Origin of the sequence: Amphritea atlantica (genome assembly GCF_900111095.1) — a bacterium.
Taxonomy (GTDB): domain Bacteria; phylum Pseudomonadota; class Gammaproteobacteria; order Pseudomonadales; family Balneatricaceae; genus Amphritea; species Amphritea atlantica.
In genome coordinates this window covers 50,666-65,741 of the sequence record NZ_FOGB01000001.1, presented here as the reverse complement: position 1 = coordinate 65,741, position 15,076 = coordinate 50,666, and the positions used below count along the sequence as shown (strand labels likewise).

At 51.1% G+C, this 15,076-nt stretch carries 15 protein-coding genes; 3 read left to right on the top strand and 12 right to left on the bottom strand.

The window, feature by feature from the left end; translation table 11 throughout:
- Nucleotides 1-11 precede the first annotated feature (11 nt).
- Both BMY09_RS00310 and BMY09_RS00305 read right to left on the bottom strand, forming a co-directional pair.
- Nucleotides 12-713, bottom strand: coding sequence for a hypothetical protein (locus BMY09_RS00310; RefSeq protein ID WP_091352405.1), 702 nt, complete (start codon nucleotides 711-713; stop codon nucleotides 12-14).
- A 646-nt stretch (nucleotides 714-1,359) separates the two neighbouring features.
- The gene (locus BMY09_RS00305; protein WP_091352402.1) at nucleotides 1,360-2,247 is read right to left on the bottom strand and encodes a LysR family transcriptional regulator; all 888 of its coding nucleotides are present in this window, start codon (nucleotides 2,245-2,247) and stop codon (nucleotides 1,360-1,362) included.
- 123 nt (nucleotides 2,248-2,370) lie between these two features.
- Between BMY09_RS00305 and BMY09_RS00300 the strand changes: the two genes are divergently transcribed.
- Nucleotides 2,371-2,841 (top strand): PACE efflux transporter, encoded by a 471-nt coding sequence (locus tag BMY09_RS00300; RefSeq protein WP_091352399.1) that lies wholly within the window; start codon nucleotides 2,371-2,373, stop codon nucleotides 2,839-2,841.
- Between the two features lie 308 nt (nucleotides 2,842-3,149).
- Here BMY09_RS00300 and BMY09_RS00295 read toward each other — a convergent pair whose 3' ends face one another.
- The 9 genes from BMY09_RS00295 to BMY09_RS00255 all read right to left on the bottom strand — a co-directional run bounded on the left by BMY09_RS00295 (nucleotide 3,150) and on the right by BMY09_RS00255 (nucleotide 10,360).
- A complete protein-coding gene (locus tag BMY09_RS00295; protein WP_091352396.1) occupies nucleotides 3,150-4,754 on the bottom strand; it encodes an ABC-F family ATPase in 1,605 nt (534 codons plus the stop codon).
- A 328-nt stretch (nucleotides 4,755-5,082) separates the two neighbouring features.
- A complete protein-coding gene (locus tag BMY09_RS00290) occupies nucleotides 5,083-5,769 on the bottom strand; it encodes a tetratricopeptide repeat protein (RefSeq protein ID WP_091352395.1) in 687 nt (228 codons plus the stop codon).
- 102 nt (nucleotides 5,770-5,871) lie between these two features.
- The gene (locus BMY09_RS00285; RefSeq protein WP_091352392.1) at nucleotides 5,872-6,483 is read right to left on the bottom strand and encodes a DNA-3-methyladenine glycosylase family protein; all 612 of its coding nucleotides are present in this window, start codon (nucleotides 6,481-6,483) and stop codon (nucleotides 5,872-5,874) included.
- Between the two features lie 69 nt (nucleotides 6,484-6,552).
- Nucleotides 6,553-7,908: a sensor histidine kinase gene (locus BMY09_RS00280; RefSeq protein ID WP_091352390.1), complete on the bottom strand. Its 1,356-nt coding sequence runs from the start codon at nucleotides 7,906-7,908 to the stop codon at nucleotides 6,553-6,555.
- Complete coding sequence (locus tag BMY09_RS00275) at nucleotides 7,905-8,564, bottom strand: response regulator transcription factor (RefSeq protein WP_091352387.1); 660 nt, start codon at nucleotides 8,562-8,564, stop codon at nucleotides 7,905-7,907. The genes BMY09_RS00280 and BMY09_RS00275 overlap by 4 nt, the downstream gene beginning before the upstream one ends.
- On the bottom strand, nucleotides 8,561-8,863 hold the full coding sequence (locus tag BMY09_RS00270) for a PepSY domain-containing protein (protein WP_245756466.1): 303 nt from the start codon (nucleotides 8,861-8,863) through the stop codon (nucleotides 8,561-8,563). The genes BMY09_RS00275 and BMY09_RS00270 overlap by 4 nt, the downstream gene beginning before the upstream one ends.
- Complete coding sequence (locus BMY09_RS00265; RefSeq protein WP_217647364.1) at nucleotides 8,817-9,344, bottom strand: diheme cytochrome c; 528 nt, start codon at nucleotides 9,342-9,344, stop codon at nucleotides 8,817-8,819. The genes BMY09_RS00270 and BMY09_RS00265 overlap by 47 nt, the downstream gene beginning before the upstream one ends.
- 25 nt (nucleotides 9,345-9,369) lie before the next feature.
- The gene (locus BMY09_RS00260; RefSeq protein ID WP_091352379.1) at nucleotides 9,370-9,753 is read right to left on the bottom strand and encodes a DUF1924 domain-containing protein; all 384 of its coding nucleotides are present in this window, start codon (nucleotides 9,751-9,753) and stop codon (nucleotides 9,370-9,372) included.
- A complete protein-coding gene (locus BMY09_RS00255) occupies nucleotides 9,746-10,360 on the bottom strand; it encodes a cytochrome b/b6 domain-containing protein (protein WP_091352377.1) in 615 nt (204 codons plus the stop codon). The genes BMY09_RS00260 and BMY09_RS00255 overlap by 8 nt, the downstream gene beginning before the upstream one ends.
- A 390-nt stretch (nucleotides 10,361-10,750) precedes the next feature.
- Between BMY09_RS00255 and ilvC the strand changes: the two genes are divergently transcribed.
- Together ilvC and modF are read left to right on the top strand one after the other, a co-directional pair.
- Complete coding sequence (gene ilvC / locus BMY09_RS00250) at nucleotides 10,751-12,226, top strand: ketol-acid reductoisomerase (RefSeq protein ID WP_091352373.1); 1,476 nt, start codon at nucleotides 10,751-10,753, stop codon at nucleotides 12,224-12,226.
- 205 nt (nucleotides 12,227-12,431) lie between these two features.
- Entirely contained in the window at nucleotides 12,432-13,865 is a 1,434-nt protein-coding gene (gene modF, locus BMY09_RS00245) for a molybdate ABC transporter ATP-binding protein ModF (protein WP_091352370.1), read from the top strand.
- Between the two features lie 138 nt (nucleotides 13,866-14,003).
- Here modF and BMY09_RS00240 read toward each other — a convergent pair whose 3' ends face one another.
- Nucleotides 14,004-14,945, bottom strand: a complete 942-nt coding sequence (locus BMY09_RS00240; RefSeq protein ID WP_091352367.1) for a porin — start codon at nucleotides 14,943-14,945, stop codon at nucleotides 14,004-14,006.
- Nucleotides 14,946-15,076 lie beyond the last annotated feature (131 nt).

Genomic DNA, 15,076 nt, shown 5'->3' with positions numbered 1-15,076 from the left:
TGCTTGCCTTGTTAACTGTTTGCTCGATGAACTTCATTTGGATAGACCAAAAAATAGATTTCATTAAACTCACTTTCAATATCAATTTTGTTATCCGTAAACAAGAGCTGACCAGAACTATATGTAGGATCAGCGACCAACAAAAGCCGTATATCATCTAGGTGAATTTTATACTTCGGAATCTTTTTTTCCTTCTCTATGATAAATGGTGCTAGAAATTCACTATCGATTTCTCTTACCCACCCGACTCTATCGTCGACATACTCCCATCGTTTATAGATTCCTATTTCTTCAGGAAGGTGGGTAGCGTAGATTATAGAGTTCTTATTCGTATCTATTCTTATGTTATCCCACTCCTTAGATTCGATGGAGAACTGCAATAGAGATTCTAGTATTACCGTCTCATTATCAATATTTCCCAAGATTCCAACCTTTATAGGAATGCTAGTCTGCTGATAATAGCTATCAGCGAGCTTCTGAATAATTTGATTGTTGCGACCCTCGCTGGCTCTTCGTATGGAGCCTTTTTTGGTTTCCTTATCTTTAGTAATTTCTCTTACTTCTAGTCCAAACTGCTGAACTCCATCGTGAACGAGCAAGTCAGGCCATTCACGCTCATCGTCTGGAAACTCAATAGTCCAATTGCCCCCTAGGGTTTTAGCCAATTGAGATGCGTAAACCATTTCTCGCTCTTTTTGTGCGTTGGTAGTCATAGGTACAGTTAACAGCTAATTATAGTGCCCTTTGGCACTATAACTCCCAGGCACTATAATTCTGGAAGCCCGATAGACCAAAAAACATTTTTATATTATAAATCAGCAGGTTAGCACTAATTAAGAGAGGCATCTTACAGAATTATAGTGCTTCCAGAGGCCGCGTCCCTGCCATAAACTTGCCTCAATCATAATACCCATATTCAGTTGAATCAAAGAGTTAGTTCACTATTTTCAGTGTTCAAGAGAAAGGGGGTCCCCTGAACAGGGACAATTGACATACTTTCATCCCTAAACCACTGGAATCAAAGCCAATGGTATCCCCGCGAGCAAGCCGCTCAGCCACATTATAACCACGGCTTTTTATGCTCTTTTCTTCGCTTTTTCTAGCAAGGAAACGAAGTTTCCGTCTAGCCACGAGCAGGAGCCGAAGGCTCCGTTCTAGCCACGTCTTCGCTTTATCATTACAAAATTAAAGGAATCAAACCCTGTGGTATCCCCGCGAACAAGCCGCGCAGCCTCATTCTAACCACGGTTTTTATGCTCTTTTCTTCGCTTTTTCTAGCAAGGAAACGAAGTTTCCGTCTAGCCACTAGCAGGAGCCGAAGGCTCCGTTCTAGCAAGCGACGAAGCCGCGTTCTAAGATTTACACAGTCAGATCCAGCTGTGACAGCTCTTCCAGCAGCCAGCTACCGGCACTACCCAGGGAACGGTTTTCTGCCCAGACCACGTCGATCCCCTGCAAGCTGGCGACCTTCTGATAGTCCCGTTGCAGGATAATCAGTTCGCCGCTATCCAGTTTTTCCTGCACCACATTACGGTGCAGATAGGCCCACCCCAGACCACTGCATAGCAGGTCCATAATCAGGTGGGGACTTTCTGAAAACCAGATACTGGGGCTGAACATCAGTCGTTCATGGCTGCGATCACTGAGGTCCAGGCTACGCAGCACCAGCTGCCGATAAGCACGCAGGTTTGCATGTGACACCGGCTGTTTAACAACAATGGGATGATCATGGCGGCACACTGCCACCCGCTCAGAATAACCGATGCCGCGAAAACCAAACCCCTGAGGATAGCTCTCGCGCTCCAGCATCAGGCCGATATCCGCACGGTTGGTGCGCACCAGTTCCGCGACATCGCTGCCGCCGGGGTCCAGCAGTTCCAGCTGAATATGGGGAAATCGCTGTTCGAAGCGGTGCAGAATCGCCATCAGTGGCCGGTTGGAGATACTCTGCTCCACCGCCAGACAGAGTTCGACCTCATCACTGTGCCCCAGCGCCTGGGCATGGACACGAAACTCATGCTGACTGTGAAGCACGGTGCGGGCGTATTCCAGCAGTGCTTCTCCGCTTTTTGTCAGCACCGGATTGCGGCTGCTGCGATCAAACAGCTCGACATTACTGTCCAGCTCCAGATTACTGATCGCTGTACTCACCGCGGACTGCGCCTTTCCCAGACGCCGGGCGGCGGCCGAGAACGAGCCGGTTTCAGCCGCCATTACAAAGGCCTCCAACTGATCAATACCTGCCATCTGCACACCCTCAACCTATCTGAAATTCAGATAGTATCTAACTTTTATCTATCTAAATAAACCCTAGAATGGCCACCATCATTTAAGCACTGTCAGCTGACAGGGAATTTGTAAGGAGCCATCATGAATCAGCCTATTATTACCCGTACTCCCATGGATCGTCTGCGTCACACTCTGATGTTTGAGGCGCTGTTACTGACCCTGCTGGCGCCGATGATGTCTCTGATGCTCAACCGGGATATCGTTGATGTGGGGATGTTATCCGTGGTGATCAGTCTCAAGGCGATGCTGATCAACCCGATCTTTAACTACTTGTTTGATCGCTATGATGTTCGTCGTGGCAGGGTTCCCACCGAGCGAAAACTGCTGGGCCGGATTATTCATGCGATGGGACTGGAAATCACACTGACTGCCACCTCATTGCCGCTGATTGTCTGGTGGCTGGATGTGACCTTTATGCAGGCACTGGTGGTGGATATGGTGATGATTTTCGCGGTAATGGCCTACACCCTGGTATTTAACTGGAGCTATGACCGGGTGTTTCCGGTGGCTCAACCCGCCGCGTCACTGCCTTTGTCTGAGAGCACTGTCTGAGAGAGCTCGTCTGAGAGCACTGAAACACCTCTGGTGCTGTGCTTTGGCTAACCGGGGGGATAATAAATTTTTACCACAGAGTACACAGAGGCCACAGAGAAGAGCTTATTAATCTTTCCTCTGTGTTCTTAGGATGCCCCTTGGGTACGGTGTCCTCTGTGGTGAGCCAGGTTCAGGGGTTGCACCTTCGCTGTCTCATAATCCAGCAATATTTACCACAGAGAGCACAGAGGCCACGGAGAAGAACATTATGAATCTTTTCTCTGTGACCTCTGTGGTGAGCTAGCTTTAGCGGTTTGCTCCTTCCTTCAGGCGACCCGGGCAGCTTTGGTCTGGTTATCCAGATATTCATCAAAGGTACCGGGGAAGTGGATCACTTTGTGATCTTTAATCTCAATAATATTGTCCGCCAGCGACGAGACAAAGGCGCGGTCATGGCTGACAAAGATCAGTGTGCCATCAAACCCTTCCAGAGCGATATTCAGTGCTTCAATCGCTTCCATATCCATGTGGTTGGTGGGCTCGTCCATAATCAGGACATTGATATCCATCATCATCAGTTTGCCGAACAGCAGTCGGTTTTTCTCACCACCGGAGCAGACCCGGGCCTTCTTATTGAAGTCATCCGCGGTAAACAGCAAACGTCCCAGCAGTGCACGGACTTTAAGGTCATCATGTTTGGGCGTACGCCACTGTGACATCCACTCGAACAGCGTCAGATCGCAGTTAAAGTCAGCCGAGCTATCCTGCGGACAGTAGCCGATTGAGGCATTTTCCGACCATTTCACGGTGCCCTCTTTTGCCTGCAACTCATCCATCAGACAGCGCAGGAAGGTGGTTTTACCGGCACCGTTCTCACCGATAACCGCCAGTTTGGCACCCGCTTCGAGAATCAGATTGCCACCGGAGAACAGCATTTCATCCTCAAAGCCATGGCCCATCTCTTCCAGAATCAGCGCCTGGCGATGCAGCTTTCTGTCCTGCTTATAAGTGATTGAGGGGAACTGCCGACTCGAGGTTTTTACTTCATCCAGTTCAATTTTTTCCAGTTTCTTCGCCCGCGAGCTGGCCTGTTTCGCTTTCGAAGCGTTCGCCGAGAAACGGTTAACAAATGCCTGCAGATCTTCCATCTCGGCACTTTTCTTGGCGTTGGACGACAACAGTTGTTCACGAATCAGCGCAGAGGCTTCCAGATAGTAATCATAGTTACCGGGATAGATTCGCAGCTCACCGTAATCGATATCCGCCATATGGGTGCAGACAGCGTTGAGGAAGTGACGGTCGTGGGAGATGATGATCATGGTGCTCTTACGCTGGTTGAGCACATTCTCCAGCCAGCTGATGGTGTGGATATCGAGGTTGTTGGTGGGCTCGTCCAGCAGCAGAATATCGGGATTGGCAAACAGTGCCTGGGCCAGCAGCACCCGCAGTTTCCAGCCCGGAGCTACCTGACTCATCAGGCCAAAATGAAACTCTTCTGCAATACCGGCTTCCAGCAGGATATCGCCCGCACGACTCTCGGCGCTGTAACCATCCATCTCAGCAAACTCCACCTCAAGATGGGCGACCTTCATGCCGTCCTCTTCCGACATCTCTGGCAGAGAGTAGATCCGGTCACGTTCCTGTTTCACTTTCCACAGTTCGGCATCCCCCATAATCACCGCGTCGATCACCGTATACTCCTCAAAAGCAAACTGGTTCTGACTGAGAATACCCAGCTTCTCCCCCGGTGTTATAGACACATTACCCGCCGTCGGCGTCAGCTCACCGCTGAGGATCTTCATAAAGGTGGATTTACCACAGCCGTTGGCACCGATCAGGCCGTAACGGTTACCGTTGCCGAATTTAGCGGAGATATTTTCAAACAGCGGCTCAGCGCCAAACTGCATGGTGATGTTCGCAGAGGAGATCAAAGGAGTCAGTCCTGAAAAGAGTGTTCTGGAAAGAATGTACTGAAAGAGAATCCGGAAAAAGAGTCCTGAAAAGTACAGGTTACACAGCGCAAAAACGATGCTGTTAATAGTGCGGCAACTTTAAAGAGTTAAGGCCCCAATGTCGAGAGGCAACTGTACATTTATTGAACAAAAATGATGTTTATGAAAATCAGATCCGGGGTATAAACCTCTGTCGCGTAAAACCAAACGGCTGAGGGCCTTCCCTCTCTCTGTCCTCAGTGGCTTGCTATCAATTCACCACAGAGGACAGGAACAAAGATCAGGGCGGTAGATAACGACCGTTTAATCAGGGCAGTTCTGCCAGCATCTTCGCAGCAGACTGCCCTACCTGGGTATCGGCACCCAGATCTACAGCGGTTTTCAGCGCGGTGCGGGCCTTTTCAGTATCACCCATCTGATTGCTGACAAACCCCAGGGTCAGCCAGATTCGCTGATTGGATGGATCGATAATTGATCCCTCATCCAACATTTTAAGGGCTTCATCTGAGCGACCGATATAATGCAGTGTCAGTCCCAGGTTGTTGTAGGTGGCGGCATTTTCCGGGTCAAACGACAACAGTTTTTCATACAGTTTGGCGGCCTGCTGATAGTCCTGTTTGGCAAACATCTCATTGGCCATACGGGAGATCTCCACCGGGTCCTGCAGCACGCTCAGATCGGATGTTGCGCCAACACTGTTGCCGCCCATGCCTGAGCCGCCCATTGAGCCCCCCATTCCAGAGCCTCCCATAGCGGCAGAGCCCATCGCTGAGGGTGTACGCCCCTGTGCACCGCCTGCTTTACCCGTTAGCAGATCACCGGAGAGCGTCTGCCCGGCCACGGGCCAGTCAAGATTGGGCTTAGTGGCCGCTGATTGTGGCTCTGACAGGTAATACTGCCGGGTAAAGCCAAACACAACCAGACCAAAGATGATCTGAAAGGCGATGATGGTGAGCCAGAACTTAACACTATGAGAGTTTTGACTATCGGTCATACAGATTCCTCAACAATTAAACGTAATGCCGCGACTGAAAAATAGTACGACTCATTAGTCGACCACGCAGACAGCAATAAATTCCAGATCAATGACAACGGATTACACCGGTGCACCCCGGTAATAGTGCCAGAGAAACAGTGAGCCGGCACTGCGATAGGGTGCCCAGTGCTCAATCAGATCCCGCGCCTGCCTGGGTGTGGGTTTTTGCGTCAGGCGCTTTAAGCGTCCTAAAGCCACCAGCAATGCCAGATCATCGGCGGGAAAAATATCCTGCCGTTGCAGCGAAAACATCAGGTAGATCTCTGCACTCCAGCGACCAAAGCCCCGCAGCGAAGAGATCACTCTGATCGCCTCATCATCAGGCAGATGGGGCAGCGCGTCGAGATCCAGGGTTTTATCGACAACGGCACCAGCCAGACCGTTGGCATATTCAATCTTACGCCAGGACATTCCGGCGTCTCGCAACGCCTGATCATCCACCGCCAACAGCCGCTCAGCGCTAACCTCGGCCAACAGTGTTTCAACCCGCCCCCGAATCGCCGCAGCCGCCTCGGTAGACACCTGCTGACCGATAATAATCGCCAGCAGTGCGGCAAAACCTGACGCTCTCTGTCGGGGTGCCGGAGCGCCTGCCTGGGGCAGTGCACGGGCAATATCGTCATCGACACAGGCCAGTTGCTGCAATGCCTGGTCAATAAAAGCCTGATCCATCCACACTCCTTAAAAACAGAACCATAACCGTCTGCGGCAACGGCGTGTTATGCAGAGGTTATCAGCTATTCAGCGCAATGGCAGCTCGATGGTCACCCGGATACCATGGGGCTCACGATTTTCCAGTGTCAGCCGGCCCTGATAACTTTCGATAATATCGTTACAGATCGACAGCCCTAATCCAGCCCCCTCCTGCCGTTCATCGAGACGCTGACCACGTTGCAACAGGTGTTCGATACTCTCCTGTGGCAACCCTTTACCGTCATCCAGCACCCTTATCACGGCCAAGTCTTCAGTCACCTGTACCGTTAAGTACACCTCACTCAGACCATATTTGCAGGCGTTATCGAGCAGGTTTCCGATCAGCTCAAGCATATCATCACGATCCTGCGGCAGAGTGCCGGCCGCTGACAGGTCCGTTTCAATACGGATCGCCGGGTATAACTTACTCAGTATATTGATCAGCGGAGGCAGATCGACCGCCAGATTAGTCTGCCGCCCTGGCGATGATACGCCGACTATCCGGGCCCGTTTCAGCTCACGCTGAATCAGCCACTGAATATCATCCAGCAGTGCTTTGATATCCGCGCCAAACTCGGTGACCGATTCATCCTGTAGCTGCTGCAACCGTTGCAACGGACGCTTGATCTCATGGGCCAGATTTCCCAGGGAGTTACGGGTGCGACTGACCCGCTGTTTTAACTGTTGCAGCAGCTGATCTATATCATCCGCCAGGGGCGCCAGTTCCTGCGGTACGCTGCTCAGATCGGGCTTATCCTCTGCGTAACGGAACGACTGGATCTTCTCCCGAACCGAATCCAGATAGCGGAAGTTGCGGGTCAGAATCCATTGCTGCATAAAAAACAGCGAAATCGCACCACCAGCCAGTACCAGCAGCGCCCAGAATGAGTATCGCCATTTCAGGGCATCCAGCGGTGAGCTGTCTTCGATAATGGTCAGCGTAAACGGGGTATCATTTTTATTGAACCCCAGTTGCCAGACCAGCCAGTGCTGACCATCGGCACCGGGCATCTCGAAACTGTTTTCCTCCCCCTTGGCAAGCGTGGCAAATTGCGCCGGATAATCCCACAAAGAGCGACTTCTGATCTCTATATCTGGCCCGGTTATCATATAGTAATGCCCGGAAAGCGCACGCTGATAGACGGTGCTTGTGCCGCGGGGGCCCACCTCCCATGTCTGATTATCAGGCTGCAACTGCAAAGCGGCAATAATCGATTCGGCATCATGTTTAAGGCGGGAAAGAATATATTCGTGGGAGATCTGACCAATACCCCAGTTCACCACCATCAGCAGTGCCCCCATCGTCAGGCACAGGGCGACAATCAGACTACGACTGAGTTGCCGGCGAATCGACATTCTCACCATGGCGGGGGCTTTTAACGGTTTATTCAGATCACTGTTCACTCGCCTATCCGATACCCTTTGCCCCACTGGGTCTTTATAAAGTCTTTACCAAAATAGTTACGCAGCCGGTTTACATAGACCTCGATCACATTACTGTCTTTGATCTGCTCCTCTTCATAAACCTGCTCACTCAGATAGCTTTTCGAGTGCACCTTATCGGGATACATCATAAAGTGCCGCAGCAACCGAAAATCGGTGGATGTCAGGGTGATCACCCGGCCATCCTGGGCAATCGCCTGCTGCTCAGCCAGCAGCAACCGGACCCCCTTCCATTCCAGTACATTATCGGCTTTTCCCACGGTACGTCTGACCACGGCCTGCAGACGGGCGATCACCTCATCTGCATGAAACGGTTTACCCAGATAATCATCAGCACCGGCATTCAGCCCATCAACCCGTTCATGCCAGGCATCCCGGGCAGTGAGAATAATCACCGGCACATGATTGCCCTTCTGGCGCCAGTGTCTGAGCACCTCCAGCCCCGGAATTTCCGGTAAGCCAAGATCGAGTATAACCGCATCGAACTGCTCCTCATCACCGAGAAACTGTCCATCGGTGCCATTATGTGCCATCTCGACAACATAACCGGCCTTCTGCAGACTGCGCTTCAGAGCCTCAGCCTGTTCCAGATCATCTTCGACCAGTAAGATTCTCAATCGTCCCGTTCCTCTTTTAACACCGAACCGCTCGCCGCATCGATATGAAACTCCCGCACCTCACCATCTTCGCGCAGCACCTCAACTTCATAGACGATGCTGTCATCTTCCTGCTCGATCTCCAGATCGAGCAGGCGACCATCAAGGCGGGATTTATTGGCAGCCATAATATCGACAAAGGACATGATTCTGCCTTCGGCCACCCACTCCCGCACCTGTGCATCAGTGATATCAGAACCGGCACAGGCCTGGTTAATCATCCCAACGGCCATAACCAGGAATGCGAACCGAATCTTCATCGAAGTCTCCACTTTCTGCGCGCTGATGGCACGCATTACAGTTGCTGAAACTACCTACTTCCGCATTACCACTGACCATACGCTCTGGCACCTCATCGTGTTTACGCACAAAGTATGGCAGCTCTGTAATCCGTAAAGGCGCATCGCCCTTAACTCTTTTTAACATTCCACGACCCGGTTTACCCGCATTATCCGTCAGATAAGCGCTGATCATCGCAGCGGTTTCATCCGACACTTCAGCATTTTCACCAAAGTGATCATCCAGCGTCGTCATTATAGTGCTCCAGCTTTCCGCTGGCAGCAAACGCGCAGGATAAGCGACATGACAGGCTCCACACTCCTCCCGGTAGACAACGGCCTCTGCAGTTGTCGCGTTACCGGCACTGTAGGTGCCAGACGCATTGCTAACGCCGGTGAGTCCCAATCCCCATGCGGCGACGATAAAGCTGCCTGCCACACCATAACGAATATATCCCGCCATTTTCTTCATTCCTGGTTTCATACGTTTATTGCCCCCTGATCCATACTAAGAAATCACCCTTTTCCTGCGCAGTACACTCACGGTTGAGCGTCCATTTACAGTTTCTTAAAAACCACTTATCGATCTTCTTGCTATCGGTAAACCGTTTTGGGTTTACTGACGGCGCCATCGGTTTGATCGCTTTACCGGTTTTCGCGTGTTTGCCCACACCGGTTGGATCAGCACCATGACACTGCGTGCAGCTTCGACCATCGTTATCTGAGTTCCACAGCGCCTGTCCGGCATCAGCACTGAACGTTGTGGCCCCCGCAGCCCGGTATTGATCCAGCTTCTGATCAATAACACCGGCATTTGCGGTCATTGCCAGACTGGCAATCAGGCCTGCCAGCAACCATCTTTTTTTAGACATGACTCTCTCCTTTAACAGTCTCAACCTTTGATTTTTTTGCACCGATCACTTTGACACCGGTTACCATGGCGCGAATCAGATTTTCCCGGTGCAGCAGACTGCTGACGACCACGCCCGCAAGATGAATAAATACCAGCGCCAGAGTGCCGTTGGCACAAATCCCATGCAGCTCTTTCACCAGATCTTCATTAAATGAGGCCACAAAGGTGCCGGCCAGCGGCCCAATATTGTCAGTCGCAATCAGAGCCATGCCGAAGAAGCAGGTCAGTGCCAGCATCAGCAACAGCGCAACCACCATGATGCCGCCAGCCGGATTATGGCCAACATAGTGTTCCGCTTTGCCGGTTAGCAGCGACTTCAGGTAACTAACCACTTTCTCTTTGCCGGTTACAAAATTTGTGAAGCGCGCGTATTTGGGGCCAATAATGCCCCACAGCAGGCGAAACAGAATCAGAGCGCTGATCCCATACCCCATATAGAAGTGCACCGTTTCGAAGTCACCTTCCGTCAGATAAGCGACCGTAAAAAACAGTGCCAGCGACCAGTGAAAGACCCTGACAAGGGGGTCCCAGACCTTTACTACTTGTTGTGAATCGTGCGTTGACATCTTAAAGCCTCCTCATACCGTTCATATCCATGACCGATCTCTATAGTGGCCATATTAATGACAAGTTCTTAAAAGAAGCTTAAAAAGCCATAGCATTTCAGAGGTTTTTATAAAAAAGCGGCTGAAACCCAATCGGGATCAGTTTTTCCGGATTAAGTACGGCATCAGGTGTATTTCATATTTTGCAATACTGTGATGTGTATATATCAATATACGCAAGACATATTTTTATATAGAGTAGCGCTATTAAACTTCAGCGGGTGTCTCTGTATAATATTGCCCTGCCTGAATTTGAGCCTCGCCGGTAACACTGTTCCCGCCTGGTAAAATGAACAGAATTTACAGTCGTGCCGACCGGGCTGCGACTTAATCAAACGGAACTATCAGAATATGTCTAATAACTACTTCAACACGCTGCCACTGCGTGAGCAACTGGAACAACTGGGCAAATGCCGCTTCATGTCTATCGACGAGTTCAGCGATGGCGTTGAAGCCCTCAAAGGCAAGAAGATGGTTGTTATCGGTTGTGGCGCTCAGGGCCTGAACCAGGGTCTGAACCTGCGTGACAGCGGCCTGGATGTATCTTACGCACTGCGTGCTGAAGCGATCGCAGAAAAGCGTCAGTCCTGGAAAAATGCGACCGAAAACGGTTTTGTTGTCGGTACCTATGAAGAACTGATCCCGACGGCTGACGTGGTACTGAACCTGACACCTGATAAGCAGCACACCTCCGTTGTTAACGCGGTTATGCCGCTGATGAAAGAAGGCGCTTGCCTGTCTTACTCTCACGGCTTCAACATCGTTGAAGAGGGTATGAAGATCCGTGAAGACCTGACCGTTATCATGGTTGCACCTAAGTGCCCGGGCTCTGAAGTACGTGCTGAATATGTACGTGGTTTCGGTGTTCCTACCCTGATCGCCGTTCACGAAGACAACGACCCTAAAGGCGAAGGCCTGGCTCTGGCGAAAGCCTATGCTGTCGGTACCGGCGGTCACAAAGCGGGCGTACTGATGTCCTCTTTCATCGCTGAAGTTAAATCTGACCTGATGGGTGAGCAGACTATCCTGTGCGGTATGCTGCAAACCGGTTCTCTGCTGTGCTTCGACAAGATGGTTGAAGAGGGTATCGATCCAGGTTACGCATCCAAGCTGATTCAGTACGGCTGGGAAACTATCACCGAAGCACTGAAATACGGCGGCGTCACCAACATGCTGGACCGTCTGTCTAACCCAGCTAAGATCAAGGCATACGACCTGTCTGAAGAGCTGAAGCAGATCATGCGTCCGCTGTACAACAAGCACCAGGATGACATCATCGACGGCACCTTCTCCCGCACTATGATGGAAGACTGGGCGAACGATGACAAAAACCTGCTGGGCTGGCGTGCTGAAACGGCAGAAACTGCCTTCGAGAAAACACCGGCTGGCGATGTTGAGATCTCCGAGCAGGAATACTTCGATAACGGTATCCTGATGGTTGCTATGGTTAAAGCGGGCGTTGAGCTGGCATTCGAAACCATGACTGCGGCTGGCATCATCGCTGACTCTGCCTACTACGAGTCACTGCATGAGACTCCGCTGATCGCTAACACCATCGCCCGTAAGAAGCTGTATGAGATGAACGCAACTATCTCTGACACTGCTGAATACGGTTGCTACCTGTACAACCACGCGTGTCTGCCACTGCTGGCTGACTTCATGAAGGACATCAAAACCGACGTTATCGGTAAGGGTCTGGATCTGGAAGATACCGGCGTCGACAACGCCCGCCTGATCGAAGTGAACACTGCACTGCGTTCACACCCGGTTGAAGCGATCGGTGCGGTACTGCGTGGCCACATGGCTGACATGAAGAAGATCGTTTAATTAACTAAGATCTTACTTCCAGAAAGGGCTGGGCTTAATCGCCCGGCCTTTTTTTTGGCCTTACTATTAATGTAACTTAACGTATTGAGCGAAGCCAAGACGCGGCAAAAACGGGCGAGAAAGCGGAATTTACTGTAGTAAATAAGCATTTTAAGCCTGTTTTTAACAAAGTATTGGCGAGTTCAATAGTTAAAAGCAGATAACTATGAATATTCGCCTCGACAACCTGACAGTTAACTTCGATGATCGCTTTCAACTGGATGAGATCAACTGGCAACTGGACGACACCCAGCATTGGGTGATAACCGGTGCTAACGGTTCTGGTAAATCAGCATTAGCTGCCGTGCTGGCAGGCGCTGGAGACACACTCAGCGGTACTCTTGAAGGTCTCCCTCCAAAGGTCGGACTGGTCTCTTTTGAAGCCCAGGCTGAGCTGATCGAGCGGGAACGTAAGAAGGATGACGCCGATATTATGGACGTTATCTCAGAGGGGACACCGGTCAGGGAGATCCTCTGCGAAGGGGGGCGTAATCCTGAGCTGATCAGCCAACTGGTAACGATGTTCAAACTGGACTCGCTACTGGACCGGGCCTTCCGCAAACTCTCTACTGGAGAGTCCCGTAAAGTGATGCTGATCCGGGCGCTGGCCAGCGAACCTGATCTGTTGGTGCTGGACGAACCCTTTGATGGCCTCGATGCAGATACCCTGAAGATGTTGCAGCAGTATCTTGCTGGCCTGGTGGAGAGCGTGCCGATGGTGCTGGTGCTGAACCGCTTTGATGAGTTTCCCGACTTTATCACCCATATCGCCTATGTGGATCATGGCCGGTTGCAGCATCAGATCGACCGTCACGACAGCAAAGCCTATAACGAGCTGTATCAGTTGCTCCATCTGAAAACCACTGATCTTGAAGTACCGGGCGCGGATCCGGAAACTGCGATTCCCAGGCTCGATCCGACGCAACCTCTGGTGCGACTCAACAAGATCAATATCACCTACGATGGTCACCGTATTATCGACTCCCTGGACTGGACTATCGAACGCAATCAGCACTGGCAGCTAAGTGGCCCCAACGGCAGTGGTAAAACCGGCCTGCTGTCACTGATCACCGGCGATCATCCCCAGTGTTACGTCAACGATATTTTTGTATTTGGCTTTCAGCGGGGCAACGGCGAGAGCATCTGGCAGATTAAACAGTTTATCGGCTATGTCTCCACTGCCCTGCAGTGGGAATATAAGGTGGGCACCGGGCTGAGAAATGTCATTATTTCCGGGTTCTACGACAGTATCGGTCTGTACACCAAAGCGACCGACCGGCAGAAAAAAATCGCCGACGAGTGGCTGGCCCTGCTGGGCATGTCTGACCGGGCAGATACCCCGTTCAACAAACTCTCTTACGGTGACCAGCGTCTGCTACTGATCGCCCGGGCGATGGTTAAACACCCTCCCCTGCTGATTCTGGATGAACCCTGTCTGGGGCTGGATGATATGAACCGCCAGTTGGTTCTGGCACTGATCGAAAAGATCTGCGCCGGTAGCGAAACCTCAGTGCTCTATGTGAACCACCACGCTGAAGACAGGATCAAAGGGATCGATAACTACCTGAAACTGGAAAAGCGCGAACCCGCAGCCGGTTAATCGCTGCGTTACAGGCCTACAAATAAGAAAACCCGGCATCACTGCCGGGCTTGCTCTGCGCTGATGAGCGGTACCGTGTGCGATAACTTGCCCGAAGGGGAGGACAATCAGGCGCAATCACTGTACCACCGCAGAGAATCAGAAGACGATACGCATACCCACCAGATAACCTGGATCGGTATTGTCGGCATCGGTATCACCGATCTCTCCAAATACACTCACCGCTTTCTGTTCAGGGAACTTGTAGGTCGCGTTGGCGTACCAACCCGTTATATCATCACCCGCATCTTCATCGCGGTTCTGAACGCCCACCGCAACCGTAGTCGTCTCGGCAACAGGGAAAGATGCCACCAGGTTATAGACATCAGCGGTATCTTCCATTGAACCGTAATCAGCCCCAAACCTGGCAAAGCCGGCATCAAAAGTGACGCCTACACCCCAGGAAGAAACGGAATCTGAACCCATCTCCTGATAGTTCTGATACGCCGCCATCAGCCCCACATTTCCCAGGTCGGTTGAGACAAACAGATCAGTGGATTTAGTACCATCGCTGTCCGCATTACCTTCCGCTTTAAGGTCAGTAGAGAGCGACACAAACAGATTATCAAACTGTGCATCGACACGGATAACATCATCACCAGCATCATCGTTGAGGTCAAAAATATCGTCCTCAACTACGGTCTCATACGCCTTTTCAACGCTGAATTCATCGGTGGAATAGTTTTGCTTACCGACCCGCAACGCAATATTGTCAAACTTAAGCCCCAGATAGGCCTCTTCCAGCTTACCACCATCCTGAGAGTCGGCACTTTGATCGTTGGCGCGTTTGTCAAAACTGTAATCAAGCTGTGCAAACGCACTCATACCGTCATTGAGGTCATAGGTTACCCGGTTTTTCAGTTCCAGATCGTCAAACTCCAGATCCTGATCCTGGTTATCACCAATCTTCTGGCGTAACTGAACCTGCAGATCCCCTTTCAAGTCATATTTCAGGCCGTTGCCTTCGTAGATGGTGGCTGCCTGAACGGAACCAGCCAGCATAGCGGCTGAAATTGCAGTAGTCAGTGCTACTCTCTTCATCGTATTCTCCACTTCGTTAATGGATTGCTTTTATATTTTTTGTTCAGGTTTTCGGGGTTCCTGAAGCCCATTGGTGCTCTCTAATCGCTTCACTCGAACAGCCATTCAGACATCTCAGGCTGATGCGAACC

Excerpts from the sequence above, each read along its gene's own strand:
- BMY09_RS00310 (WP_091352405.1), bottom strand. The coding sequence starts at position 713 with ATGACTACCAACGCACAAAAAGAGCGAGAAATGGTTTACGCATCTCAA.
- BMY09_RS00305 (WP_091352402.1), bottom strand. The coding sequence starts at position 2,247 with ATGGCAGGTATTGATCAGTTGGAGGCCTTTGTAATGGCGGCTGAAACC.
- BMY09_RS00300 (WP_091352399.1), top strand. The coding sequence starts at position 2,371 with ATGAATCAGCCTATTATTACCCGTACTCCCATGGATCGTCTGCGTCAC.
- BMY09_RS00290 (WP_091352395.1), bottom strand. The coding sequence starts at position 5,769 with ATGACCGATAGTCAAAACTCTCATAGTGTTAAGTTCTGGCTCACCATC.
- BMY09_RS00285 (WP_091352392.1), bottom strand. The coding sequence starts at position 6,483 with ATGGATCAGGCTTTTATTGACCAGGCATTGCAGCAACTGGCCTGTGTC.
- BMY09_RS00270 (WP_245756466.1), bottom strand. The coding sequence starts at position 8,863 with ATGAAGATTCGGTTCGCATTCCTGGTTATGGCCGTTGGGATGATTAAC.
- BMY09_RS00265 (WP_217647364.1), bottom strand. The coding sequence starts at position 9,344 with ATGGCGGGATATATTCGTTATGGTGTGGCAGGCAGCTTTATCGTCGCC.
- BMY09_RS00260 (WP_091352379.1), bottom strand. The coding sequence starts at position 9,753 with ATGTCTAAAAAAAGATGGTTGCTGGCAGGCCTGATTGCCAGTCTGGCA.
- BMY09_RS00255 (WP_091352377.1), bottom strand. The coding sequence starts at position 10,360 with ATGTCAACGCACGATTCACAACAAGTAGTAAAGGTCTGGGACCCCCTT.
- ilvC (WP_091352373.1), top strand. The coding sequence starts at position 10,751 with ATGTCTAATAACTACTTCAACACGCTGCCACTGCGTGAGCAACTGGAA.
- modF (WP_091352370.1), top strand. The coding sequence starts at position 12,432 with ATGAATATTCGCCTCGACAACCTGACAGTTAACTTCGATGATCGCTTT.
- BMY09_RS00240 (WP_091352367.1), bottom strand. The coding sequence starts at position 14,945 with ATGAAGAGAGTAGCACTGACTACTGCAATTTCAGCCGCTATGCTGGCT.